Annotated in this window: 17 protein-coding genes; 14 read left to right on the forward strand and 3 right to left on the reverse strand. The window is 69.0% G+C overall.

The genetic code is table 11. The features are described 5' to 3' along the window. Positions 1–179: 179 nt before the first annotated feature. The 5 genes from BLR02_RS30460 (at position 180) to BLR02_RS15480 (ending at position 3,467) form a co-directional block, all read left to right on the forward strand. Positions 180–911 (forward strand): ATP-binding protein, encoded by a 732-nt coding sequence (locus BLR02_RS30460; protein ID WP_245704803.1) that lies wholly within the window; start codon positions 180–182, stop codon positions 909–911. 123 nt (positions 912–1,034) lie between these two features. Continuing rightward, positions 1,035–1,379 carry a hypothetical protein gene (locus tag BLR02_RS15465; protein WP_090663833.1) on the forward strand — a complete coding sequence of 115 codons (345 nt, stop codon included), beginning with the start codon at positions 1,035–1,037 and terminating at the stop codon, positions 1,377–1,379. Positions 1,380–1,656: 277 nt separating this feature from the next. Further along, on the forward strand, positions 1,657–2,295 hold the full coding sequence (locus BLR02_RS15470; RefSeq protein WP_090663834.1) for an RNA polymerase sigma factor: 639 nt from the start codon (positions 1,657–1,659) through the stop codon (positions 2,293–2,295). Between the two features lie 115 nt (positions 2,296–2,410). Continuing rightward, positions 2,411–2,710, forward strand: a complete 300-nt coding sequence (locus BLR02_RS15475) for a hypothetical protein (protein WP_090663835.1) — start codon at positions 2,411–2,413, stop codon at positions 2,708–2,710. A gap of 280 nt (positions 2,711–2,990) precedes the next feature. Continuing rightward, positions 2,991–3,467 (forward strand): DUF411 domain-containing protein, encoded by a 477-nt coding sequence (locus BLR02_RS15480; RefSeq protein ID WP_090663836.1) that lies wholly within the window; start codon positions 2,991–2,993, stop codon positions 3,465–3,467. Positions 3,468–3,819: 352 nt separating this feature from the next. Here the strand turns inward: BLR02_RS15480 and BLR02_RS30465 are convergent, their stop codons facing one another. Further along, the gene (locus BLR02_RS30465) at positions 3,820–4,161 is read right to left on the reverse strand and encodes a response regulator (protein ID WP_245704804.1); all 342 of its coding nucleotides are present in this window, start codon (positions 4,159–4,161) and stop codon (positions 3,820–3,822) included. 331 nt (positions 4,162–4,492) lie between these two features. On the opposite strand from BLR02_RS30465, the gene BLR02_RS15490 reads away from it, so the two are divergent. Both BLR02_RS15490 and BLR02_RS15495 read left to right on the forward strand, forming a co-directional pair. Next, the gene (locus tag BLR02_RS15490; protein WP_143018156.1) at positions 4,493–5,548 is read left to right on the forward strand and encodes a hypothetical protein; all 1,056 of its coding nucleotides are present in this window, start codon (positions 4,493–4,495) and stop codon (positions 5,546–5,548) included. Between the two features lie 215 nt (positions 5,549–5,763). Then, entirely contained in the window at positions 5,764–6,057 is a 294-nt protein-coding gene (locus tag BLR02_RS15495; RefSeq protein WP_090663839.1) for a hypothetical protein, read from the forward strand. 62 nt (positions 6,058–6,119) lie between these two features. Here BLR02_RS15495 and BLR02_RS29545 read toward each other — a convergent pair whose 3' ends face one another. Then, positions 6,120–7,781: a hypothetical protein gene (locus tag BLR02_RS29545; protein ID WP_176849596.1), complete on the reverse strand. Its 1,662-nt coding sequence runs from the start codon at positions 7,779–7,781 to the stop codon at positions 6,120–6,122. A 1,689-nt stretch (positions 7,782–9,470) separates the two neighbouring features. Here BLR02_RS29545 and BLR02_RS15510 point away from each other — a divergent pair. Next, complete coding sequence (locus BLR02_RS15510; RefSeq protein WP_090663841.1) at positions 9,471–9,842, forward strand: DUF6634 family protein; 372 nt, start codon at positions 9,471–9,473, stop codon at positions 9,840–9,842. 82 nt (positions 9,843–9,924) lie between these two features. Here the strand turns inward: BLR02_RS15510 and BLR02_RS30100 are convergent, their stop codons facing one another. Next, a complete protein-coding gene (locus tag BLR02_RS30100) occupies positions 9,925–10,098 on the reverse strand; it encodes a hypothetical protein (protein ID WP_218127966.1) in 174 nt (57 codons plus the stop codon). A 6-nt stretch (positions 10,099–10,104) separates the two neighbouring features. Here BLR02_RS30100 and BLR02_RS15515 point away from each other — a divergent pair, with 6 nt between their 5' ends. The 6 genes from BLR02_RS15515 to BLR02_RS15535 all read left to right on the forward strand — a co-directional run bounded on the left by BLR02_RS15515 (position 10,105) and on the right by BLR02_RS15535 (position 23,102). Continuing rightward, complete coding sequence (locus tag BLR02_RS15515; protein WP_176849597.1) at positions 10,105–12,108, forward strand: AAA family ATPase; 2,004 nt, start codon at positions 10,105–10,107, stop codon at positions 12,106–12,108. 338 nt (positions 12,109–12,446) lie between these two features. Next, complete coding sequence (locus tag BLR02_RS29550; protein ID WP_176849598.1) at positions 12,447–13,157, forward strand: hypothetical protein; 711 nt, start codon at positions 12,447–12,449, stop codon at positions 13,155–13,157. After that, a complete protein-coding gene (locus tag BLR02_RS15520) occupies positions 13,154–15,355 on the forward strand; it encodes an integrase catalytic domain-containing protein (RefSeq protein ID WP_176849599.1) in 2,202 nt (733 codons plus the stop codon). The genes BLR02_RS29550 and BLR02_RS15520 overlap by 4 nt, the downstream gene beginning before the upstream one ends. A gap of 1 nt (position 15,356) precedes the next feature. Further along, complete coding sequence (locus BLR02_RS15525) at positions 15,357–16,280, forward strand: TniB family NTP-binding protein (RefSeq protein WP_176849600.1); 924 nt, start codon at positions 15,357–15,359, stop codon at positions 16,278–16,280. Between the two features lie 2 nt (positions 16,281–16,282). After that, on the forward strand, positions 16,283–18,679 hold the full coding sequence (locus tag BLR02_RS15530) for a TniQ family protein (RefSeq protein WP_281201071.1): 2,397 nt from the start codon (positions 16,283–16,285) through the stop codon (positions 18,677–18,679). Between the two features lie 193 nt (positions 18,680–18,872). After that, entirely contained in the window at positions 18,873–23,102 is a 4,230-nt protein-coding gene (locus tag BLR02_RS15535; RefSeq protein WP_218127967.1) for a sigma factor-like helix-turn-helix DNA-binding protein, read from the forward strand. Position 23,103: the final 1 nt, after the last annotated feature.

Here is a 23,103-nt window from a genome sequence, read left to right on the forward strand (position 1 = left end):
TGCCTCGCACAGCGCGATGGCGCTCGGCATCGTGCTCGCCTCGCTGCTCGTGGTGCACTGGATTACCAAGCCGCTGCGGCGCCTGGCCAGGGCGGCGGAGGACTTCGGCAAGGGTGCGGCGCCGGTGCCGATGCCGGAGGCCGCGCGAGGTCCAGGAAGCCGCCCGGACCTTCAATGCAATGCAGGCAAGGATTCACCGGCTCGTCGCGGACCGAACCCAGGCGCTCGCCGCGGTCAGCCACGACCTGCGCAGCCCCATTCAGCGCCTGCGGCTGCGGGCGGGGTTCCTCGAGGACGTGGAGGCGCAGCAGGCGATAGACGGCGACCTCGACGAGATGGAGGGCATGATCGAGTCGACCCTCGCCTACCTGCGGGGCGAGACCGAGAGCGAGGAGCCGCGCCAGGCCGACCTCGCGGCCATCCTGACCACGCTCGTGGACGATGCCACCGACCGGGGCGCCACCGCCACCTACGCCGGGCCGGACCGGCTCCCGATGCGGCTGCGGCCGGTCGCCATCAAACGCGCTCTGGCGAACCTCGTCGACAACGCCGTCAAGCACGGGGACGGGGCGCGCGTCGCCCTCGAGGAGAATCCGGGGTCCGTCACCGTGCGGGTGGAGGACGACGGCCCCGGCATCCCGGAGGCGGCGCTGGAGACGGTGTTCGAGCCGTTCCAGCGCCTCGACGCTTCTCGTCACCGGGGCACCGGCGGCACCGGGCTTGGCCTCGCCATCGCCCGGCAGGTCGTGAACGCCCACGGCGGCAGCGTGGCCCTGGCAAACCGTCCCGGAGGCGGGTTGGTGGCCACCGTGCTGCTGCCGCGCCCGCACGCGACCGGGCGCGACGGCGCGGCAGTCGTCGGCGCAGGCACTCTCCCGCCGGTAACACCTCCTGGCGAGCGTCGAGCCTGACCGTCCACGAGCGCGGAACGACCTGTAAGGCGCCCTGCCCTTCCGCGTCATTTCGAGAGCCACGTTCGCGGCGCCGGACCCGGTGCCGACCGGACGCGGCTGCCTGAAGGAGTAAATGTCACCATGGCTCTGAAGATCGCACGGCTCGCCGCCATCGGCGCACTGGCCACCACGCTTGCCGCAGGCGCCGCGTTGGCGCAGCCCACCCTGTCGCCGCAGGGCGGGAGCGCCGGTCCCGAGATGGATCACAGCCGGATGGGTGGCCAGGGCCAGCGGCCGGGCGGACCGGCGCCCACGCTGACGCCGCAGGGCGGCAGTAGCAACGCCGAGATGGACCACAGCCGGATGGGCGGCGGCAACATGGGCGGCCCGTCGGGCGGCACAATCACCGGCAACCCCGGCAGCGGCCCCGAGGTGCGGCACGGCACGACCCCAACCCCCGCGCCAGCTCCCGCGCAGCGCCGCTAGCCGAATGGGTTTCGCGCTCGCCCACCTCGACGGGCGCGACGCCTGGTGCGCATGCGGCGCACTGCGGCGCGACGTGGCGAACCGCCGCTTTGCGACAAAGCATTGCTCGGCGTCGCGCGGTCCCGCGAAACGGTGGCCTCGACCGCCACCGCCTCCTAAGCCGGTGGTGGCGGTCCTGCCACGCCCTGCCCGCCGTGGGCTTGGCTGCCGCCTCGTCGGCGGGTGGCCGGTGGAACGTCCCGCCGCCTCGCCGCCGAACGCCTGGCGAGGAGCATCCATGCGCGGCCACGACGGACCCCTCCCCTGCGCCGAAGCCGCCGTCCGAAGCGCCGTCGTCGAGGCGCAGGCCAGGCTGCGTGGCGTGGTCCTCAAGCACCTGAACGGCGACCGCCACGGCGCGGACGACGTCCTGCAGCGCTTCGCGATGCGTGCGCTCGAGCGAGCGGGAGAGCTGCGCGATCCGGCGCGGGTCCACGGCTGGCTGGGACGCGTGCTGTCCTCCACCCTCGCCGACCACGGGCGTGAGCTCGCGCGCCGACGGGAGAGCCTCGAGGACCCGCGGGAGTTCGCGGAGACGCTGGTTGCCCCGGAGCCGGAGCCTGCCCAATGGGCCTGCGACTGCATCGAGCCGCTGCTGGACGCGCTGCGGCCGGGTCAGGCGGCGCTGATCCGGCGCCTCGACCTCGGCGGGGAGCCGCGGGAGGTCGTGGCGATGGAGCTCGGCATCCTGCCGAACGCGCTGCACGTGAGGCACCACCGGGCGCGGCGGTCGCTGGCCGCGCTGTTGCTCGCCGCCTGCGTCACCTGCCCGACGGACAGCTTCATGCGCTGCGCCTGCCCGAAGCCTCCCTCGGTGGACGAGGCCCGCCGCACCCGCGCGGCCGCCTGTGCGGCACACGGCGAGGCACACGATTGATTTGGCTCAAGGCCACGTCGGCGCGAGTCCGACCGGATGGACCGCGCCCGAGCTCGACACCGCGGCGGTGGCATGGGTTGCCGTGTGGCAGCCGCTTTGGAGAGAGGAGAACCGCATGAGGGTATCGAGGAACGCGGGTATGGGCCTGGCGGTGGTGCTGGCGGCGGGGCTGTCCGCCTGCGCGCCGCGGCAGCAGGCAGCGCCCCCGGCGGCTGTGGCGCCCGCCCCGGCCAGCGCAACCACGGCCGCCTCGGCCCCGGGTGACCACCAGGCGATGATGGCCCACTGCGCCGACATGCGGCAGCAGATGAGGCAGGGCGCGCAGATGTCGCCCGACATGCAGCGGATGGCGACCTACTGCCAGCACATGGACCACACCATGGGTTCCCAGCGCGGCCGCTCAGGCCCGTACTAGCGAGCCAACGACGGCGTGGCCCACCGGCCGCGCCGTCCACGGAGCCGCCCGCGTGGCTCGCCTAGACGGGGTCGCGCGATGGCCCGGATCGGCTTCATGCCGTGGGCGAACCTGGCGATCGTCTCCCTGTTCGCCTTGAGCTCGCCGCAGGGCAGGTAACGCACCTTGAGGTCGGCGGCCTCGGGACCGGCTCAAACTCCGGCGGCGCACTCCCATCTTCCTGATTGTGGGGAAATCTCCCGCCCCGCGCCGACCCGGCCGCACGAACAAGGAAACACCGATGAGACGACGGCTTCTTCTGGCGGCGCTGGCCGCGACCGGCGCCGCGGGCGGCGCCTCCGCGCAGCCAGAGCAACCGGCGCAGCCCCTGCTGAGGGTCTGGCGCGACCCGGGCTGCGGTTGCTGCACCGGCTGGGTGGACCACATGCGGGCCGCCGGGTTCCGGGTCGAGGACAACCTCGTCGCTTCGCCCGCCCCCGTCCGCCGGATGCTCGGCATCCCGTCGGACCTGCTCTCCTGCCACGCGGCCACCGTGGACGGCTACGCGCTGGAGGGGCACGTGCCAGCGGAGGCGGTGCGGCGCCTGCTGGGCGAGCGCCCGGCAGGCGTGCGCGGCCTCGCCGTCCCGGCCATGCCGACCGGCTCTCCGGGAATGGAGGTGCCGGGCGAGCCGGACGACACCTACGACGTCGTCGCCTTCGACGGCGGCGACGGGCGCCGCGCGTTCATGCGCTTCCGGGGCGGCCGCGCCGTCTGAGGGACAGGCCCATCGGCCGGGCTGACCCACGCGGCGCCTTGGACGGAGGGCGACCGGGAAGTCTGAAGACCCGGACCGGAACGCCTCGGGCCGAGGCGCCGCCGGGATGCTCCGGAAGCGCACCGGCCCACCCGGCTGGCCGGTCGGAACCGCTCGCGAAAGCCCCTGTAATCTTTCAATAATTCGGACCGGAATTGCCGCGCGAGTCGAAGGGGTTACGGGCGTCTTTCCCTACGGATCGCGCTGAACTTCACTACGGATCGCGCCAGAGCGGCGGCCTGCCGCGCGGGCGAGCAAGGCCGGGCGACGGCACCGATTCCAAGGGCCGCCGCCCACCCTGCCGCCGCACGGCTCAACGGCTCGACCGCAGCACCCGCGACACGCTCTCGGCCGAGTAGGGCTTGTGCAGGAGCTCGAAGCCCCGGGCGCCGCCATTCGCCAGCACATGGCTGTAGCCGCTGGTCAAGACGACCGGCAGGTCCGGCCACCTGCGCCGGATCTCCTTCCCGAGCTCGATCCCGTTCATCCCCGGCATCACCACGTCCGAGAACATCACGTCGAACCCACTGGCGTCCTCCTCAAGCAGGTCGAGGGCGGCCCTGGCGTTCGGCGCCCAGGTGGCACGGGACCGACGAGACCCGGCCGCATCGGGGTCGGCACCCGTCGTGAACTGTGACGCTGCCTCGGCCGCCAACCTGTGACGCCTGCCGACCGGGACCGGTGACGCCGCCTCCCGAGTGACCTGTGACGCGAGTGCAGCCAGGAACTGTGACGCGGACGGGTCGCGCACTGTGACGCGCTCCTCACTCGATACCGTGACGCCGTTCGACTGAGAACTGTGACGCCGCCCGACCGGGGTACCGTGACGGCATCGCCGTCGGCGGACACAAGGATTGGCTGCAAAGGATTTCATAGCCGGGCGGGCTGGCAGGCGGTGCCCTCGCCGGGTGACACGGACCGTCCGGGTAGACCGGCCCCCGGAGCCCTGGCATGCCTGCAGGGCAGGCTGATCTGGGCGGCAAGGCATGGCGTGGACCGAGGCTGAACTGCGTGCGATCGCCGAGGGCGAGGTGGCCGCGGACAACTCCGGCGCCATCCCGACCGGCCTTCCGGAACCAGAGCGTGCCGCCTGGCGCCAGGGCTACGCCAGGGGCTGGAACGGCCTGGGCCAGCCACGGCAGGTCGACATCCCCGAGCACGCCTTCGAGCGCGACGCCTGGAGCCAGGGATGGCAGGCAGGCTGGGCGGTCTGCAAGGCCGCAGGACGGGGCTACACCGAACGGCTCCGCGAGGCGCTCTGGGACCGGGTGTTGAAGGTCGAGGGCATCGACGCGAGCCGGTGGTCTCTTCCCGAGCGCGACGCCTACGACGACGGCGCCGCCGCGGCCTGGGCGGGCTTGGAGGGAATCCCGGCGGCGCGCTACCGCGGGCGCCTGCGGGAGTTCGTCCTCTACTGGATCGCTGGCTGGCAGGACGCATTCCGCGAGCTGGTCGAGGGCGATCCCGCCGCCGCGCGCCGCGCGGACGAGTTCAGGCGACAAGCGGGCAGCGAGGGCGAGGAGCCGGACGCTCCGGGAGGTGCCGATGGTCGCCCAAGGTCGGGCGCGGAGCGCCAGCGGGCTTATCGGGAGCGCAGGGCCACCGCCTGGATCACCATGCCCGTAGCGGCGCAGGCTGGCTTCCGGGAGGTTGCAGCCCGGAGAGGCACGAGCCTGGACCGGACCTTACAGCCGGTCCTGGAGAGAGCGCTGCGGCTGCTTGAGAGCCTGGACGGGAACACGGACGCTCTGAAGGCCGGGGCGCCGCACGGGGAGCCGCCGTCCGCGGAAGCAAGTGGCGCTCCGGCCCCAGCCGTGGCTGTCGAAGAGGCCGCGACCAGAAAGCCGGAACCGGCCGCCTTGGAACCGCCCCCGGCCGGAGGGCCGCCTGCGGCGCGCAAGGACTCCGTGCAGGTCGAGGTATCCGGGCAGACGCGCGAGCTGCTCGACGAGGTCTGCCGCCGCCTGGGGCGGCCACGGGATGTCGTGCTCGTCCACATGGCGGAGGCGATGCGCGAAGGGTTGGTGCAGAGCGAAGCCTGACGACATCGCGGGCAACGCACCAAGGATAGGCGCCGCCCACGGTCGGCGCCGCCGCTGGCTGCCGGAGGTGCCGAATGCCGCCGACCGCGTCCGGCCCGCGCGGCGCCGAGGCCGTGATTTGCCCGCCGATCAGCACAGCGCCACGGTCGCGGCCGGACGCCCTCGGCCGGACCGGTCGCGCCACCGGCACCGGGGGTCGCCAGACGGGAGGCCGCATGCCTGACAAGGAATCCACGAGGCCGGGGCACGTCTCCTCCCCGCTGGCCCGGCCGGATGGACAGCCGCCCGTCGTGCCCGGCGCCGACGGCGCCTGGCTGCTGGAGCTGTCCAGAGGGCCGGGGGGCAGGTTCGAGTTCTTCCACGAGCGGGTCGGCGGCATCGTTCGCGTCACCGGCCAGGCGGTGCTCCGGCACCCTGCGGGGAACGTCGTCCAGCCGGTCACCGTCGTTATGCGAGACGAGGACGCCGGGGAGCTTGGGGCCGGGGTCGTGGGTATCCTTGGGTCGTAGCTCCTGGTGCGCGTGGACACCGGAGAAAAGGAAACCGGCACGGTCGTCGGCCACCGCACAGCCTATTGTCCTTCGCCTCGCGCGAACCGACGCAGCCCTGGTTTGGCGCGAACCCATGGGGTGACCCACTCCGGATCCAGTTCCTTCGACTCCATCACGAGATCCCGGTTGGCCAGGACCGACAGGGCCGGGTTCATCCTGCGTGGCGTCCACCCCAGGCTACCGGCCAGCTTCGAGACGACCGCGCCGTCGTCCGCGGCGAGAAGCGACGCCGCCACCGTGCGCGCGTCGTCCAGCGGATTGCCGACCTCGAAGATGGGGTCGAACACCTCGAACAGGCCAGCCTCGGGTGTCAGCACGTGAAAGCCCAGCACGTCCATGGGAATGCACTTGTGGAGGCGCACCAACCCCGAGCGCTCCAATTCGTCGACGGCGTCGACCAAGTCGTCGTCTGGAAGGCTGGTGCCCTGCCGCAGTTCGTCCGGGGAAAGCTGGGGGTCCATCTCGCGGCCCGTCTCGGAACCGAGGATCAGGCTCCGGGCAACGCACTCGGCCTCCATCGAGAGGCCGCGCCGGTTCCTTGCCCGCGAAGGTGCGGGGACGGGCACCGGAGCGGGCGCCGTGAGCGGCGGCAACACTGCCCGGGACGGCGCCGGGAGGAAGGCAAGAAGCCCGGTGCCGAGGCGCTCGGCGAGATCGGCGAATTCCAACACCGAGGCTTCGTCCACCACGATGCGTTGCCCGAGCGCCAGGGAGGTGTCGCTGCTCCGCCTGACGTAGTCGGCGTCGACCACGCCCTCGCAGTGGGCGAGAAGATGCCTGCGCTGGTAGTGCAGCTTGAGGCGGGCGAAGTAGGCGGGGGTGAGGATGTCCTCGAAGCCCTTGCCGGTCTGGTGCCGCCAGAGCGCGCTCGCGTCATCGAGCCGCTGGAACAGGTTCCTCGGCGGAGGGGTCGTGCCCGGCATGGCTTCCCAGACCCGTTCGGCCAGGCGCTGCACGGAGGTCACGATATCCGAGACCGCCTTCTCGCGCAGGAGGCGGGCATCCACCTCCGCCTCGTCCGGCGGCATGCGCTCGCGCCACTGGGTTCTCATGGTGGCGGCGCGACGAGCGTTGTCGAGCGTGTGGCCGAAGGTCCGGGAGACGGAGTTGTGGCCGCAAGCGGGGCAGAAGAACGCGGATCCCACAAAAGAGTAGCGGCACCCGCACGCCTCGCACGTATCCCGAAGCCGGAATGGCTCGGTGGCCTGAACCGGGACCATCTCCGGATCCGGCGGCCCTTTCACCTCGCTGGTGATGCTCACCAAGCCGCCTGGCCGCTGCCTCGCGTTCCACGATCGGGAGTCGGCCCGCACGGCGCGGCTGAGGCGGCCCTTGAACTGGTTGACCGCATACTCCTGGCCAGCCTTCACCTGGGCCTGCGTGTGCCAGCTGCCGCGCGGGGCCGTGTGGCGGCACATGGGGCAGAAGACCTCGCCTTCCTTCACAAGCGAGTTCCAGTCGTCGCCATGGACCTTGAATGTGAACAGGCACTGCTCGGCAGGGCACTCGCGGTCGAGGAAACCCTCGGCATCCGCCTCGAGCGGCACCGCGACCTCGACCTGACCCTGCATGCTCTGCAGTTCGCGCATCAGCTTCTCGAACACAATGACGCTCTCCCTGGCGCCGGACTCCTGCCCGGCACGGTCAGCACATTTGTCTGCAATCTCGGCCTTGTCGTGCACCGAGCCACCGGATCGATGACATATTTCGCTGGACGAAACCAATGAGGACACAGAGTGCCGACGCTCAGGCAAAAAATCGCAACCGAGATGGTGGGCGTGATTAGGCAGTTTAGCCCGTGCCAGTACAGGCATGAGGATGGGCGCCAATGCGGAGCAGCCAACTATAAGCCCGTGGCTAGGGAGCAACACGGTGTTGACCTCCAGTGCAGGACTTGTGGTCGCTTCGTAGAGGGAAAGGCTTACCGCTGCCGTCGGTTACCAACTGCGGAAGAACAGGCAACCGCCCTGCCGAAACGTCGCAAAATCCCAGGAGGTTCGTTTGCGGTATGGACGAGACAATGTCAGCAGGGCCACAAAGTAGATCTGCACATCGCAGAATACGACGGAAGCGGTGACGTTCTGATTCGCGTCGTGCGACATGAGGATCAGCCAGAGGCGATGCGAAGCGCACGACGGATCCGTACCGGAAGCCGTGCTGGCCATACAGTTACCGACATCCATCTGTCGGTACTACTACCTCACATTTTTCCTGTGGTTGCGCGGGGTCGCTTGCCGCACCGCTTCGCGAAGCGGACCTTCTGAGATTGAAATACCATCCAGTATTTCGCGCTGATTCGTCGCTTTCCGTTCGAAGTGGATGAACGTCTGCAGTCAGACGAGGCATGAGTGTTTCGTGCGCGGCTGCTACGTGCGCTGTGTTCCTCACCACCAGGCGGCCAAAGAAATCCATTCAGGATGCGGGTCCGGCACGTTGCCGAGGAAGCGTTCGAGACCGCAGTGATCCACTTAGTGCACTGACACAGACAGAAGGTGCAGGCTGCGCTGGCTCCGTCACGCAGGAAGCCAAACACACTGATGCCGTCTGCACCTTCTGAATGTGTCGCTGCACTAGGTGTTTATCCGTACATCGGAGACGGAGAATGGCCGAGAGGATGGAGGCTTGGGACCAAGTGCTGGAGCCTCATCGTGATGCTGCAGATAGTGGATGTTTGGCACCAAGCACGTCCTCAATGCCTCTCCCGAACGCATACCTTTTTTATCTCGCCGAGGAGATGGTCGTCCGATTGAGCGCGGCGATTTTATCCTGCCTTCCAGTGGTATCTGATTGCGCCAGTCGTCTGTCAGTTCGGCATGTGGGGGCAGCCATTTCCGTATGGGCATTGTGCGTTTGGCTGTGCAATCGTGACGGCGTTCAATCCGGGAACTGTGGTGCTGGCTGCAGTCGAGTTGTTACAGCGCTGAGACCGGACCGTGCTCATGCAGATGTGCATATCTGAACTTACATGGATTCCGAGCGCCAACCCGACCTGATTGGGGTGGTAGGTCGTGGCGGTTCCTGCGGCGGTAGCCAGTGAAAAGGAAAATCGAAAGGATTCGCGCCTTTCTTGCCTTCCATAAAAAGGATTCCGGCTCCCACCAGGTATATCCGCATGACGCGCGCCTCCTTCTTCATTCACCGGAAAATCTATTGCAGCGTTCTGGCGTTCATGATGCGTTCACGGTCATGACGAACACGCCTCCCCTCCCCGAGACGGCTCCGCCGGACGCCCTGGGCGCTCCGGCGAGCCACGTCGCGGGACTGCGGCCAAGGCGTCCCTCCGTCATCCCCGCGCCCGGCTAGGGCGCCGTCGGCCGCGTTCCGCGGCCGGTGACCACGCGACACCACCCCCAGCAGGAACAGGAGACGCCATGATCATCATCGGCGAAGGCGGACACGTGTCCGGTGACGTGGAAGCGGAGGCCCGACGGCTGGAGGCGCTCGCCGCCGACATGCGTCGGTTCGGGGCGCCGACGCCGCCCTCGGTGGAGGAACTCGCGGCGGCGCCACTGCTCGAGGCGTGGTCCGTCTCCGCGCGACCGACACTGTGCCTGGTCGGCATGGTCACCGGCCACCCGGAGCTGCGCGGCCCGCGCTGCCAGACTTCCGACCTCTGGGCCTTCGCGCCCGTGCTGGGTTGGGCACGCACGCTGAACCGCCTGTATCGGCTCGGCGCGCCGCACGCGCGGCATCCCGTCGTCCCGATGCGCGAGGCTCCAGACCGCGCACTCGGCGGGAGGTGACGCCGCCATGCCCGACACCGTCATCGACGCCACTGCCGCCGACGCCGCCCGCTCGGATCCCGCGGCTGACGCCACCACGTCCTCACCACTGCGGGGGGCCGCAAACGAACTCGATGCCGCGACCGCCCTGCCCACCGCCGACGCGCTGGACGCGGCGCTCGAGGGCCTGGCCGAGGCCGTAAAGGATGAGATCGGCCTCAGGCCGGACGAGTTCGAACCCGATCCGCCGCCGCCGCCCACCCCGCCGCCCCCGCACCAGCCCATGTTGGCGAGGGCGCGCCTGGAGGATCCGGCCGAGGCAGTCGCCTACGCGATGCTGCGGCGCCTGCTGGCAGCCGACCCCGGGCTGCGCGACCGGGCCCGGGAGCCGGGCGCGGCCGTCGTGGTCGAGGTGCCGGACGCCGAGTGGGTGGCCCCCGTCGCCGAGACGTGGCGCATGCTGGTGCGCGGGACCGAGGAGATTCCGCTCGACGGCGACGACGACCAGGAGCGCCCCTACCGACGGATGACCAAGGTCGACCCGGCCTGGGCCGAGTTCCGGCGCGACGGCACCGGCCGCGGCCAGCGGCGCGACGACGGCAACGGCTCGGTGCGCACGATCCTCGCGGCCGGACGACCCCTTTACGGGTTCAGCCCCTCCCCCGCCCGCTTCCTTCCCTCCGACCTGCTGCGCGTGGCGACGGCGACCTTGGTGGTGGGCCCGCCCGACCCGGCCGCGCTCGCCGAGGCGGCCACCATGCTGACCGGCACGGAGCCGGTCACTTCCCACGTTCCCGCCGAGGCGGCGCGGCTGGTCGGCGTCGGGGACCTGTGGCTCGCGCGGCGGCCCGGCCAGGATGCGGACGCCTACCTCGAGCGCCTGGCGGAACTCGCCTCGCAGCGGCTCGTCGCCCGCCCGGTCACGCTCGGCGACCTGCACGGCATGGATGAGGCCGTGCGCTGGGGCAAGGACGTCGCGCGCGACCTGGCGGACTACGGCAGCGGGTCGCTGACGTGGCGCGACGTAGACCGCGGCGCGGTGCTGGTCGGGCCGACGGGGATCGGCAAGACGACCTTCGCGCGGGCGCTCGCCGCGGACTGTGGCGTGCTGCTCGTGACCGGCTCGCTTGGCCAGTGGCAGGGCGCCAGGGACGGCCACCTCGGCACCACCCTGGGTGCCATGCGCGAGACCTTCGAGGCCGCGCGCAAGGCGGCGCCCTGCATCCTGCTCGTGGACGAGATCGACAGCTTCGGCGACCGCGCCTCCTTCCGGAGCCGTGACCGGGACTACTCGGTGCAGGTGGTCAACGCCTTCCTCGAGGAACTGGACGGCGCGACGGGCCGCGAGGGCGTCGTCGTCGTGGGCTGCTGCAACGACGCCAGCCGCCTCGACCCGGCCATTCTTCGGCCGGGGCGCCTCGAGCGCCTGATCCGGGTGCCGCTCCCCGACCAGACCGCGCTCGCGGCCATCCTGCGCCACCACCTCGGCGGCGACCTGCCCGGCGCAGACCTGTCGCAACTGGCGCTCGCCGGGCTCGGCTCGACCGGCGCCGAGGCCGAGAGCTGGGTTCGAGGCATGCGGCGCCGCGCCCGGCGCGCTCGCCGCGAGCCGACGCTGGCTGACCTCGAGGCCGAGTTGCGCGGCCGCCGCCCGAACCCAGCCAAAGAATTCCTGCGGCGGACGGCCATCCACGAGGCGGGGCATGCGGTGGCGACCGCGCTCGGGCGACCCGGCGCCCTGGTCTCGGCGACGGTGCAGGCGTCGGGCGACCGGTTCGGGCAGGTGCTGTGGACGCCCCGGGACGGCGCCGACACCCCCTTCACGCGTGCGGCGCTGGCGGCCCTCCTGCGCGAGACCCTGGCGGGACGGGCCGCCGAGGAGGAGCTGCTGGGCGAGGCGTCTGCCGGGAGCGGCGGGGGCGAGGACAGCGACTTGGCCACGGCGACGCGCCTCGCCACGGCCGCGGTGACCGCGCTCGGCCTCGACCGGGGCGGCGGCGCCCTGGTCTGGCGCGGGCTGCCCGCGGCGGCCGACGTCCCCGGCCTGCTCGCCGCGCGGCCGGACGTCGCGCACCGCGTCGGCTCGATGCTGGACGCCGCCTACGCCGAGGCGCGGGCTCTGGTGCGCCGTCACCGGGTGGCGGTCCGGAGCCTCGCTGATCTTCTGGTGGCGCGTGAGACGGTCCCCGGCGCCGAAATCGAGTCCTTGGTCGCAGGGTGCCCGCCTGGTGCCTCGCCTCCGACGCGGCCCGGTGCCGGTCGCCGTGGGCGGAGGGACCGCACGTGACCGCCGGGGAAGCTCGGCGCCTGGCGGACGAGCGGAGGGCAACTCGGGGGCATGGTCCGCCACATACAAAGAAAAGGCATCCCTGGGGGAAATGTTGACAGAATAGATTTCCTGATCACTGTTCTTCCAAAGAACAATCTCCCCTCATTGCGGCAACGTATTCGCCATTGACGTGGTCAAGACTTCGTTTTGTGCTAGGGCGTTGTGCTTCCAGTCCGACCAAACCGGGCGAGCGGGGACCAATGATGACAGGTATTCACGCCTCAAATCGGAAAGACTTGCCACCGTCACATGCCGCCGCCCCTCACGGGTCGCTCGCCCGTCGAGGCGTTGGGACTGTGGCCCCGGTGGTTGCCTTTGAGACGCTCGACACGCCGGACGGCGAGGTGACCTTCCGCCTTGAGCCGGTCCCGGCGGCCGAGCGTGCCCGTTGCGCGGCGGGCTCCGCAGGAGTCGTCAACGGCATCGTCGGCAGCCAGAAGAACGGCCGCCCAATGGCCTACCCCAACCGCCACCTCGGCAGGCTGATGGTGCTCCTCGAAGTGAACCCGGACGTCCTCTCCTACGAGACCTTTCCCGAGCGCGTCCTCTTCTCCCTGGGGGGCGAGGAGCGCCGCCACGTGCCCGCCCTAAGGGTCCGCCGCCGGAACGGGGGCACCGCGGTGGTGGACGTCGAGTACGGGAATACACCACCCGAGGGCAGTTCGAAGACCCGGGTTCTCACCGCCATCTATGCGCTGCGCGGCTGGCGCTACCAGCGGATCTCGAAGGCGGTGGTTTCGGTAGAGCCGCGGCTGGGGAACGCGACCGAGATCCTGGCGCACGCGTACTTCACGCCGCCCCCGGCCACCGAGAGGGCGGTCGTCGGCGCCCTCACCAACCGGGGATGGCGCACCATACGCGAAATCGAGGCCGACCTGCCAGCCGAGCCGCACGCGCGGGCGACCGTGTTCGCCCTGGCGCTCCGCGGCGATGTCCGCGCCGACCTCTCGGCATGCGATCTCGCGGCGGTGCGGGTGCGGCTCGAGTCCTGGAATGTGGGCCGATGATGTCGCTGGGGACGCTGAACCCCCATTTTCAGATGGAGGACAAGTGCATCGCCGTGATCAACGGCGTGCCGAGGCGTTTCCTGGGGCGCACCCGGGACAAGCATAGGCGGCTGCTCTTCGACGCCGACGATGGCACACGCCTCGACCTATCCGACATCGAGATGCTGGAGATGCAGCAGCGGGGCGACCTGCGCCTCCTGACGGCGATCGAGGCGCTGGCGTACAGCAACGAGAGCAAGCGCATCCGGGTCACGCTGGACGTCTTCAACCAGCAGGACGAGGTCGAGCGGGCGAAGTACGAGGCGTACTGCGCCGAGACCATGCGCAAGTCCGCCTACTGCCAAGGCTGGGAGGACGCAGGGCGCCCATCGCGGACCCCGCCGAAGATGGCAACGGTCCTCGCAAAGGTTGCCGAGGCGATCGGCGACAAGCACCCCCCCTCGCCGCGACACGCGCTGAGATGGGTTTCGGACTGGATAGAAGGCGGCTGCGTCCCCGACGCGGTCGTCCCCCAAATTCTGAACCGGGGAAACCGCACCGACCGACTTGAGCTGCAGCGCGAGTTACTGACCAAGATCGTGGAGGAAGAGTACCTGGTCGACACGCGGCCGAGCGGTGTCGCCGTGCATCGCGCGGTGAAAGCGACTTTTGCGGAGCACAACAAGCCCCTGCCCGAGGGCCAGAAGCTGAGGTGCCCCAGCCTCAACGCGGTTTACGCCGAGATCAGGCGGATCGACGCCTACACCCTTGACTACTGCCGCGAGGGTCCCCGGGAGGCGAACCGCAGGAACCGCCCGGTCGCGTCAGGACCGGTCGCAGACAGGCATAACGACGTGTGGGAGATCGACCACACCAAGGTCAACGCCATCGCTGTCGACGAGGTGAGCAGGAAGCCGATCGGCAGACCGTGGGTCACGGTCATCCTCGACCGCGCGACCAGAATGTGCGTCGGGTTCTTCGTCACCTTCGCGCCCCCCGGCACTTGGGGCGTTATGGAGTGCTTGGCGATGGCCCTCCTTCCGAAGGAAGACGCGCTCGCGCGGGTGAAGGGGCTCAGTGCCCCTTGGCCCTGCTTCGGGGGACCAAAAGTCATCGTCCCGGACCGCGGCAAGGAGTTCCGCTCCCTCACCTTCGTTGAAGCCGTCGCCCGCCTCGGCGCGCGTGTCGAATACGCCCCTGCCCTGAAGGCTTGGTACAAGGGGCGCATCGAGCGCTTCATCCAGACGCTCTCGCGCCACGTCTTCGAGCGCGTCGAGGGCACCACCTTCGCCAACTGGTTCCTTCGAAACAAGGAGAGCATTCCGGAGAAGGTGGCTCGCACGACCCTCACCGAGCTGAACGAGCATGTCACCCGCTACATCGTCAACGTCTACCACCGCAGAAGTCACCGCAGCCTGGGGAGTTCACCACTCCGCGCTTATGAGGAGAGCGTGGCACGCCATGGGATGCGGCCGCCGCTCGGACCCGACCAAGTCGCCGTGCTCACCTCCCCGCCCTCCTGGCGAAAGTTGCAGCGAACCGGCATCCGCTATGAGTTGGTTGATTACATTGACAAGGACGGCGTCTTGGCTGACTTGTCGGTCCATCCATTATGGCGCTTCGTCCAGTTTCGGCCGGACCGGCGGGACGTGAGCACAGGCCACTTCCTCGACCCACGTGACGGGGTCTGGAAGGTGGCCCGCGCTGCGGGACGATGGCGCGAGCGGTTGCGGGGCGTGTCGCTTGAGATGCACCTCCGCCTTCGCGCCATTCAGCGCGAGAACCCCGAGATCTTCGGTGACGACGAGGAGGGCTATGAGGCGGCTGCGGCCGAGTTCGACGCCCGCATCAAGAAGGGGATGGCCCAGAAGGGCCTGAAGAACCGCGAACGGGCGAAGGCCGCGTGGAAGAAGGCACGGCGGCGCCTGGAATCGGAGGAGCCAAGCTTCGATGAGGCGACCAGCGGACAAGACATCTCCGAGGGCATTTTCGGCGCGTCCGATGGCGAGACGCCACCGGAGGGCGGCCATGTCAACGCCCCCGCTCCACTTGCCGATGCGGAGGTGCAGCCTGCACCAAAGCGGAAGCGCAAGAGTAAGCCCGCGCCGGAGCCGGTGGCCAAGGCTCCCGCGACCGAGGGCAATGACGCGGGCTCAAGCGACGAGGACGGCATCGACTTCGACGCGCTGGTCCGCGGCAAGATCCACAGGAACGAGTAGGATGGCCGACGGACTGGAGAGGGCCCACAGCGACACGAGGCTCATCGTCAGCTCGGTCTTCTACGAGACCAAGCGCGCCAAGAAAGGATTCGAGCTGCTCGACATGCTGGTCGAGGAGGGACGGGAACGCAACTACGCGAAGGCGCTCGCCCTGCTCGGTCCTCCCCGCAGCGGGAAGACGTTCATCTTCGAGAACTGGGCGAAGCTACGTCTTGGGGTTAACGGCACCAGCAACCTGAACCCCCGCCTGCCTTACATCGAGGTCGATCAGAACAGCAACCCGAACAAGATCGCCACCACGTCACTGGACGTCCTCGGCGATCCAGATCCGGGTTACGGCAACGAGGCGGACAAGACCCGCCGTGTCATCAAGGAGTTGGAGCGCCGGGCGCCGCTCTTCACCGTCTTCGACGAGGTCCACAACCTCATCAATTCAGACACCAACAGGGTTATCGAGAGCGCGGGCAGGTGGGTGACGCGCGTCCTGAACGCGAACGTGTCACCGTTGCTCATCATCGGCGAGCCCCGTTCCATTCGGCTCTTCGGCAAGAACAACCGCCAGCTCGGCGGGAGGCTGCTGCTTTGCGAGGAGATCGAACCATACGACTGGGCAGACGAGGCCGACCGGCAGGAATTCCGCGAAGTGTTGCACGCGATCGATGTCGGTCTGGAAATGGCTGAGCGCGCGGGATTCAGTGACTTCGATAAGGCCCTGCGGATCTACGCGTTCTGCGGCGGGCTCGTCGGTCACGCGGCCAACCTCATCGCCACGGCCTTGGCGTTCGCGCGCATGCGCAAGCGGCCAGCAATCACCCTGGAGCTCCTGGCCGAGTCCGCCGATGGCCAGCTTCTGGGAGAGGATCGGAGAGCGAATCCCTTCCGTGGCGAGGCACCCAAGGATCCCAGGCCCGCCAGGAGCGAATGAGCATGTCCTCGGATGCCGATGATGACGGGGGCGGCCGGGAGGCGCTCGCGCGTGAGCGCCGCCGGAGCAGGCGAGCGCGTCGCAGGCGACCTGCGGTTCCACGATCGGGGCGGGAAGTCGGTTACAGTCTGCTCCACCCGCAACCGCGGATTCCCGGCGAGAGCGTGGCCTCCCTGATCGTCAGGAACGCCGAAACCTACGGCTTCCGGGATCCCGCCCGTGTCCTGGGGCGGATCCGCATACCAGGCCAGACGCTGCAGACTATCGTGTCCGAGCCGCCGGAGCCCGAGTTCCGCGGCGCGCTCGCCACCCTGCTCGGCCTCGAACAGGAATTGCTGGACCGAATCTCCTACCCCACCGGGGATCCGACGCGCTTCCGGTTCAACGGGCACCTGCTGCCGCGGGAGTTCTTCCTGCTCAGCCGCCGCCGCTACTGCCCCGATTGCCTGCGGGAGAACGCGTTCCACCGCATGGCTTGGGATCTGTCGCTCGTCACCGTGTGCCCGCGACACGCCGTACGCCTCATCGACGGCTGCCCCGCCTGCCACAAATCCCTCCGCTGGCAGGCTGGCTCCCTGACCCGCTGCCCGAGCCCCGCGTGCTGGGCAGACTTGCGGGCTGCTGCGGCGGAGCCGGTCAACAGTGACCGCATGGCCGGGGTCACGGCGACCCTCGACGCTCTCGCCGACATTCCGCCCCTGGGCGCCGGTCCGCCGGGCTTGTCTGGCGGCGAACTGGTCCGGCTTGCCTTCCAGCTCGGCGCTTTCTCCCGTGGGTTCGAGCGGGTGGGTCGTCCCATTGACCTGCTCGACCGGCACCCCGAGGCGATGCATCTGGTTCTTAACGAGGGCTGGGCCGCGCTGGCGGACTGGCCGAGAGGCTTCCACGCCCTGCTCGAGCGATTGCGGGGCCGCTCCGCCGGGCGGCGTGGCAGGTACGGTCTCAGGAAGGAGTTCGGCTACCTGACGCACTGGCTGTTCCGGTTCGGCTCGGAACCCTGGTGCAAGCCGGTGGCCGAGGCGTTCGCCGTCTACGCCGCCACCCAGATCGACTTCGCCACCACCGCAGCCGGACTGCGCCGCTACGGCTCGCTGGAGGCGCTGCGCCACCGCCACATGACCATGTCCGAGGCCGCCCGCTTCCTGGAGGTCAGCCCGGAAACCATGGTCGAGCTCGCGGAGCGCAAGGGGCTGTACTTGGTGCGTCCGACCGGTCAGGGCGCGCCGTCCCTGGTTCGGGCGGACCTCGTGAAGGAACTGCACGAGGTCAAGACGGCAACCCTTTTGAAGCAGGAGGCAGAGAAGCTCCTCGGCATCGGGCGCCCGGCGTTGCGGGAGCTGGAGCGGGCGGGCCTGCTGCCGGTCGTGCCTCCCAAAGAACGCGTCATCCAACAGCGCATCTACCGCGTGGCCGACGTCGAAGCGCTCGTGGAGTCCCTGGAAGCCAAGATCCCGACCGTCAGGGTGCGCCGCAAGGGGGTGGCCCTCGTGGCCCTCGCAGACGCCGCCCAGCCCCACCGCTCGCTGGTGCAGGTGTGCCGAGCCGTGCTCGACGGCAGCCTGCGGCCTGTGGCGCTGCAGGCCAGGGCGAAGGGGCTGAAGCGCATCATGCTGGACCGCCGCGACATCCTCGCGTCACTTCCGGTGCCGCGCACGACCCTGTCGGTGGTGCAGGCGGCGCGCGAGTTGGGCGTCGCGGCCGAGACCGCCCGGCTCTGGGCCACGCGGGGCCTGCTGGCGACCGTGGTGCTAGGGACGCGGGAGGAGCGCGGACTGAGGGTGACGCGGGAGGCACTGGATGCCTTCCGGGCGGACTTCGCTATGGCGGCGGAGGTCGCGGCCATGACCGGCGTCGGCACCGGCCGGTGGGCCGCCGAGCGGCTTGCCTTCCTCGGGGTGCGGGCGGCATCGGGGCCGACCGTCGACGAAGGCGAGGCACACCTGTTCCGGCGCTCCGACCTCACGCCAGCCATCCTCGCCCGCATGCGGCGGGATGTCACCGAGGGGACACCGAAGCCGTCGCCGCAGCAGGCGTTCGACATGGCCAATCGGGCGGGCCAGGCCGCGGCGCGGCTGCTCGGCGTGCCGCTCCGGCGGGCGTGGAACGGCTTTGCCGACGAGGGCGGCCGCGTCTACGTGCAGGTGATCACCGGGCGCAGGCCGCGCTTCAAGGCCAACTACGTCTTCCGGTTCAACCCGCCGATGCGCAAGCACCTGGAAGCCGCCCAACAAGGGTGGCTGGCTCTGGCGTTCTGCGACCAGGAGTTCTTCCTGCTTGTGCCTTGGCGGGTGGCCGAACCGGTGATCGGCCGCGCCGAAGGTGACCGGCACCACATCTACGTGCCGGTGGACGGAGAGGAGCGGGTTGGGGCGCTCGGCGAGTTCCTGCGGCCGCTGTAGGCGACGTCCTGCACGGCGTGCGCGATCAAAGTGGGTTAGGGCAAAAAAAGTCATATGCTCGGCGTGAGTCACGCCTTGTGCTTCCGCCTCCGGGTTGAGAAACTCGTCATGGGGGATGCCATTCGTGGAACTTGGAAGCATTGTTGAGGCTGAATCGGTCCCATCGGGCATTTGTGCGGCCCAACATCATTATGTGGACGAAGTCGCCAAGCCGGTGACCGAGAGCGGCTCCGGTCCCCACGACGACGACACCCCTGATGGTGCGACCGTTACCCCGGATCGTGTCCTCACAGACCCTTGGAGCGAGCCTGCCGCGCGGAGGGCCATGGGCTTTCTGGCGATTCGAAGGTTCGGAACCAAACTTTCAGCGGTACGCGTCGACCCGCTCCCGCTGGAAGGCACCGGACGGACCCTGCATTGGCTGTGTTTTGGCGCCCAAGAGGAGGTCTCTGACTGGCGGGCCTCGGACCAGCGCTCGGAAGCAGTCTTGGCTGCCGTCGTCCGCTGGATTGAAGGCGGGTTCCAGTTCTTCGGAGGCGCTCTGGCTTCAACCATCCCGCTGCCCGACATCATGGAAGCCATTGTGGGCTGCTTGGATGACCGCGAGAAGGACGTGATCCAGAGGCGGGCCGCAGGCGAAACCCTGGAAGCCCTCGGAGTACTTTACGGCGTCACCCGGGAGCGCATCAGGCAGATTGAGACTAGGGCTATCGAAACTCTCGCAGAGCGGGTCGTCGCTCTGAGGGCTAGCCACCATCCAGCCGTGCTGGCCCTGTTTGGACATGCGAGACGACTGGCGACGAGCGTGCTGGTCGCGGCCTCCGAGGAAGAAGGCTGTCTCCGGGAGGAGGCGAAGGAGCGCTGGATCCGAAAGGCCCTGCCGCAGTCGGACGCAGAAGTTTTGCTGATACTACTTCGGATCAAAGGCGAGGTGGAACCTGGCATTAGACCTGTCCTCGACCCTCTCTCCACGGCGGGCTTTCCGTTCCAAGCGGGCCGCACTGCCCTGCAGTGGCGTGACGAGGATGTTGAGGCACTCAGAGTCGGGTTCCTGCGCTTAGTAGGAAGCCGCAAGCGACGGTGGTCGCGCCTGGATGGGGTCTGTGCCGCTGCGAAACTGAGCAGAGACACCGCCACTGCGGTCGCCAAGTTCGCCGGGCTGACGATCCAGGGAGAATGGGTGTTCGAAGGACGCCTGAAGGCGGGCGACGTCAGGCGAGCGGCGCTCACCGGCGTTCTTGCGGGTGCCGGGCGAGCGATGCACGAGGTTGAGCTCCTCGAAGAACTCGTTCCGCTCGGACTATCCGCAGACTCAGCCCTCAGGGACATTCACCGGGCCCTGGCAGAGGATCAGGATACCTTCGCCTCGGACGGCAATGCCATTTGGCAACTCCGGGCCCAACTTGGCGCCACCGTCGAAGACCGGCGCCCTGACCATCCCCTGCTGCCTGTCCCGATGGACCACACGGCACTGAAGGACGCCCTTGCCGCTCTACAGGCGGCGGAGCGGAACGCGTCTTGTGAAACACTGCAGGACCTCTGCGCCGATCAGCTCGACTTCGTCACCCATGCCGGGGACCGTCTGGCCCGGGCTCTGGCCGAACTTCCTGGGACCGAGCGGGCCTCCGTCGCCCAAATCCTGCACCCTTCGGATGAGGCGAAGCTCCTGGCTTGGCTGCGGGTCGCAACACCCCGGGACGACATCGACGCTGCTCCCGACGGACCGTGGCCACCGCGCATCCTCGAAGGCCTGACCTTGCTGGCAGCGTTCGTCGCCGCCGTGAGGGCCACCGGCGGTTCGGACAGTGCTCATTGGACCGCAATTTTTGACGCCTGTGGTGAGCGTGCTCGCGGCTGGATCTTCAACACCCAGCAGTCCGCGCGACGGCACATCCTCTCGCGGCTGGTCGAGGTGGCTACGCTTCTGCGGCTCCGCCGCGCGTTCTCCTTCCAGTCAGATCCCTGGTCGACCCTGCTCACCCTACAAGCGGGCCTCCTGAAGGGGGACATAGGCGCCCTTCCCCGATGGCTCAGCATGAGTCTGCCTACTGTCGCCATCCGCCAACTCGTCGCCCCCGGACCCAATCACTCGGCATCCATGGCCTGCATATGGAACGCCCTTCAGGCGTACCGCCGGGGGAACATCGGGCGGGATGCAGTCAGCATGGTCTCCCGGCATTCGGAGTGGTGGCCGGGATGGTCGGTGGACGAGGCATGCCGTTCGTGCACGGAGAGCCGACCGGACGAGCGGCCCTCAAGAAGTTTCGGGGATGCCCCGTCCGAGGCTTCGCCGCCGGTTCCTCGCGACCCGACGCCGGTAGGTGAGGTTAGGCTGGCCAGGGCGACCGGCGGCCGAAACCTGGATCCGCAGTCCATTCTGGCATCGTTGGATGTGGCGCTCGAACCGGATGGCCACGCCTTCTCGGTAGGGTTGCCAGAGAAGCTCCAGGTGCCGCCCGGCTCCATCACCCTCTTGGGCGAGGGCTTCCGTGTCGGCGGGACCGTCCAGGAGGACGGAGCCGTGCGCTGGCATGCCGAGCAGAGCCGGATCAGGTTGGGGCTGAAAGGGGCGCCGGAGCGCGTTATTAGGCTGGAACAGGGCGGCGAGGTGCTGGCCTCGCACCCCGTCCGTCTTTGGGCGACCGACGACTACATCGCCGCCTACCAGCTCGGATCCGGTCGCGGCCGCCCTTTCGACCCGTTCGTGTCTCCGCTTCCGCGGAGCGGCGCCTTGGCGATCCTCCTGCACCGAACGCTGATCGTGTCGGAGGAAGCGGACGAGGAGCACGGCCTCAATGACCAGTACGTCCTCAAGGTGTTCAGGGCTGGCCTCCCGCAGAGGGCCACCATCTCCTGCGACGGGGAGATCCTCTGGGAGGCGGAGCATCAGAGCGAGACCCGACGCGTTCTTCCGGACGCGATGGCCTATCTGGCCCTCGACAGCGTCTCGGCTCGCTGGGGTGCGCAGACCGACCTGCTCCTCTTCAGATGCCCGAGTGGCTTCGTCCCCCATCGTGCGTACGTCGGGGCTCAAGCGATGCCCGCGCTGCCCGACGGGGCATCCTGGAGGTTCCCCGGCTTCTCCCTCCTGCCGGGCATGGACGCCCTGCGGCGCCGAGGGCGCCTCGACGGGTTTCTCGACGGGGAGCGCGTGTCCGTTCCCGCCCTGGTTTCCTTGGCCCAGGCACCGACTGGCGCTGCGGTTCGAGAAGGAGAACGGTGGCTGCCGCTCGACCCGAGTGTGGGCTTCGAGAAGGCGAAACACGGCCAGTCACGCGTGTGGGCCTGCCTGCCGCAATTGGGAATAGAGACGGATTGGACCGTCTTTGAGGGGCCTCGTGCCATTGCCCCGTACCGCGAGCAAGGCGTTCACGTCGGCCCTCAGCTCATCGGCTACGGCGAGCCGCTCCGGGTAGAACCGAGGCGCTTCAACCTGAACGGCTCAGGCGTGACCCTGGCCGCCTTCACGATCGACACCGGCGTGGTGGTCGGCTGCCAACAGGACGACGAAAGGGTCTCCCTCCAACTCACGGTCCCCGTTGTCTGGACCGAGCGTCACAAAGCATTCGCCTGGTCGGAGCAAGGCATCACGGCAGTCTCGTCAACGGCAAAGGATACCGCCTCCTCGGAGCTCGTATTCTCGGGTCTCACCCATCCCGTTGATGGGGTGTGCATCTTTCATGAGGCAGTCTGGCTGGGAACGGGCCTGCCGACCGACGACGGCCCAGCCGCGGTGAACGCCTTTCTGGCGAATGCGCCGGGTTGGCCCGAAACGCTTCGGCTCACGACGTCCGGACACCTGCCGGTCTTGGCAACTAATCCGGCGGCGACGGCCGCCAGCCGACTTCAATCCGACGGTGGCAAGGGACTTGTGGCGTTGTTCAGCATGCCAAAGGACCCCGCGAGCGCACACGTCGCTGGCCGCCTCCTCGAGACCTGGGAAGCGAAGGGCAAGCTGGCGGAAGCCCTCATCGAACAATTCCTTCGCGCGATCAGGGACGGCGGCCGCCCGGTGACGCTTTTGGATCGGCTGGTGACGGATGCGCCTTGCTCCGCCATCCGTGTGCTTGCGCATGGCCTGCAGCCGGTCGCCAAGCGGGAACGCGGCCAGGTTCTCGAGACCTTGATCCGACGCCTGCTGCCGCAAGACGTAAGGGACGGCTTGGCATCCCAGGGAAGCAGCAGCTTCCTTGGCGAGGCCGAGGCGGCGATGCTCGCCCGGGCGTTCAAAGTCACCGGCTTCGACCACAACTTTCTCGCCTCCAAGATGGAGGCGAGCATCGCTTCGCTGGCGTGGGCGACGGCTTCGGCGCCTACTCCGTCGCGTCACGACCAGAATCTCGCCACCTCCCTCACCATCGCCCCGGTCCGGCGCTGGCTGGCCGTGCATCTCCTTGCACGGCTGTGCCCGCTGGTCCGCTGAA

Origin of the sequence: Belnapia rosea, assembly GCF_900101615.1 — a bacterium.
Classification (GTDB): Bacteria; Pseudomonadota; Alphaproteobacteria; order Acetobacterales; family Acetobacteraceae; genus Belnapia; species Belnapia rosea.

Coding starts and splice junctions, on each gene's coding strand:
- BLR02_RS15470 (WP_090663834.1), top strand. CDS start 1,657: ATGCGCGGCCACGACGGACCCCTCCCCTGCGCCGAAGCCGCCGTCCGA.
- BLR02_RS15465 (WP_090663833.1), top strand. CDS start 1,035: ATGGCTCTGAAGATCGCACGGCTCGCCGCCATCGGCGCACTGGCCACC.
- BLR02_RS15515 (WP_176849597.1), top strand. CDS start 10,105: ATGTTGGCGAGGGCGCGCCTGGAGGATCCGGCCGAGGCAGTCGCCTAC.
- BLR02_RS15495 (WP_090663839.1), top strand. CDS start 5,764: ATGCCTGACAAGGAATCCACGAGGCCGGGGCACGTCTCCTCCCCGCTG.
- BLR02_RS30460 (WP_245704803.1), top strand. CDS start 180: ATGCAGGCAAGGATTCACCGGCTCGTCGCGGACCGAACCCAGGCGCTC.
- BLR02_RS15510 (WP_090663841.1), top strand. CDS start 9,471: ATGATCATCATCGGCGAAGGCGGACACGTGTCCGGTGACGTGGAAGCG.
- BLR02_RS15525 (WP_176849600.1), top strand. CDS start 15,357: ATGGCCGACGGACTGGAGAGGGCCCACAGCGACACGAGGCTCATCGTC.
- BLR02_RS15480 (WP_090663836.1), top strand. CDS start 2,991: ATGAGACGACGGCTTCTTCTGGCGGCGCTGGCCGCGACCGGCGCCGCG.
- BLR02_RS15530 (WP_281201071.1), top strand. CDS start 16,283: ATGTCCTCGGATGCCGATGATGACGGGGGCGGCCGGGAGGCGCTCGCG.
- BLR02_RS15490 (WP_143018156.1), top strand. CDS start 4,493: ATGGCGTGGACCGAGGCTGAACTGCGTGCGATCGCCGAGGGCGAGGTG.
- BLR02_RS15475 (WP_090663835.1), top strand. CDS start 2,411: ATGAGGGTATCGAGGAACGCGGGTATGGGCCTGGCGGTGGTGCTGGCG.
- BLR02_RS15520 (WP_176849599.1), top strand. CDS start 13,154: ATGATGTCGCTGGGGACGCTGAACCCCCATTTTCAGATGGAGGACAAG.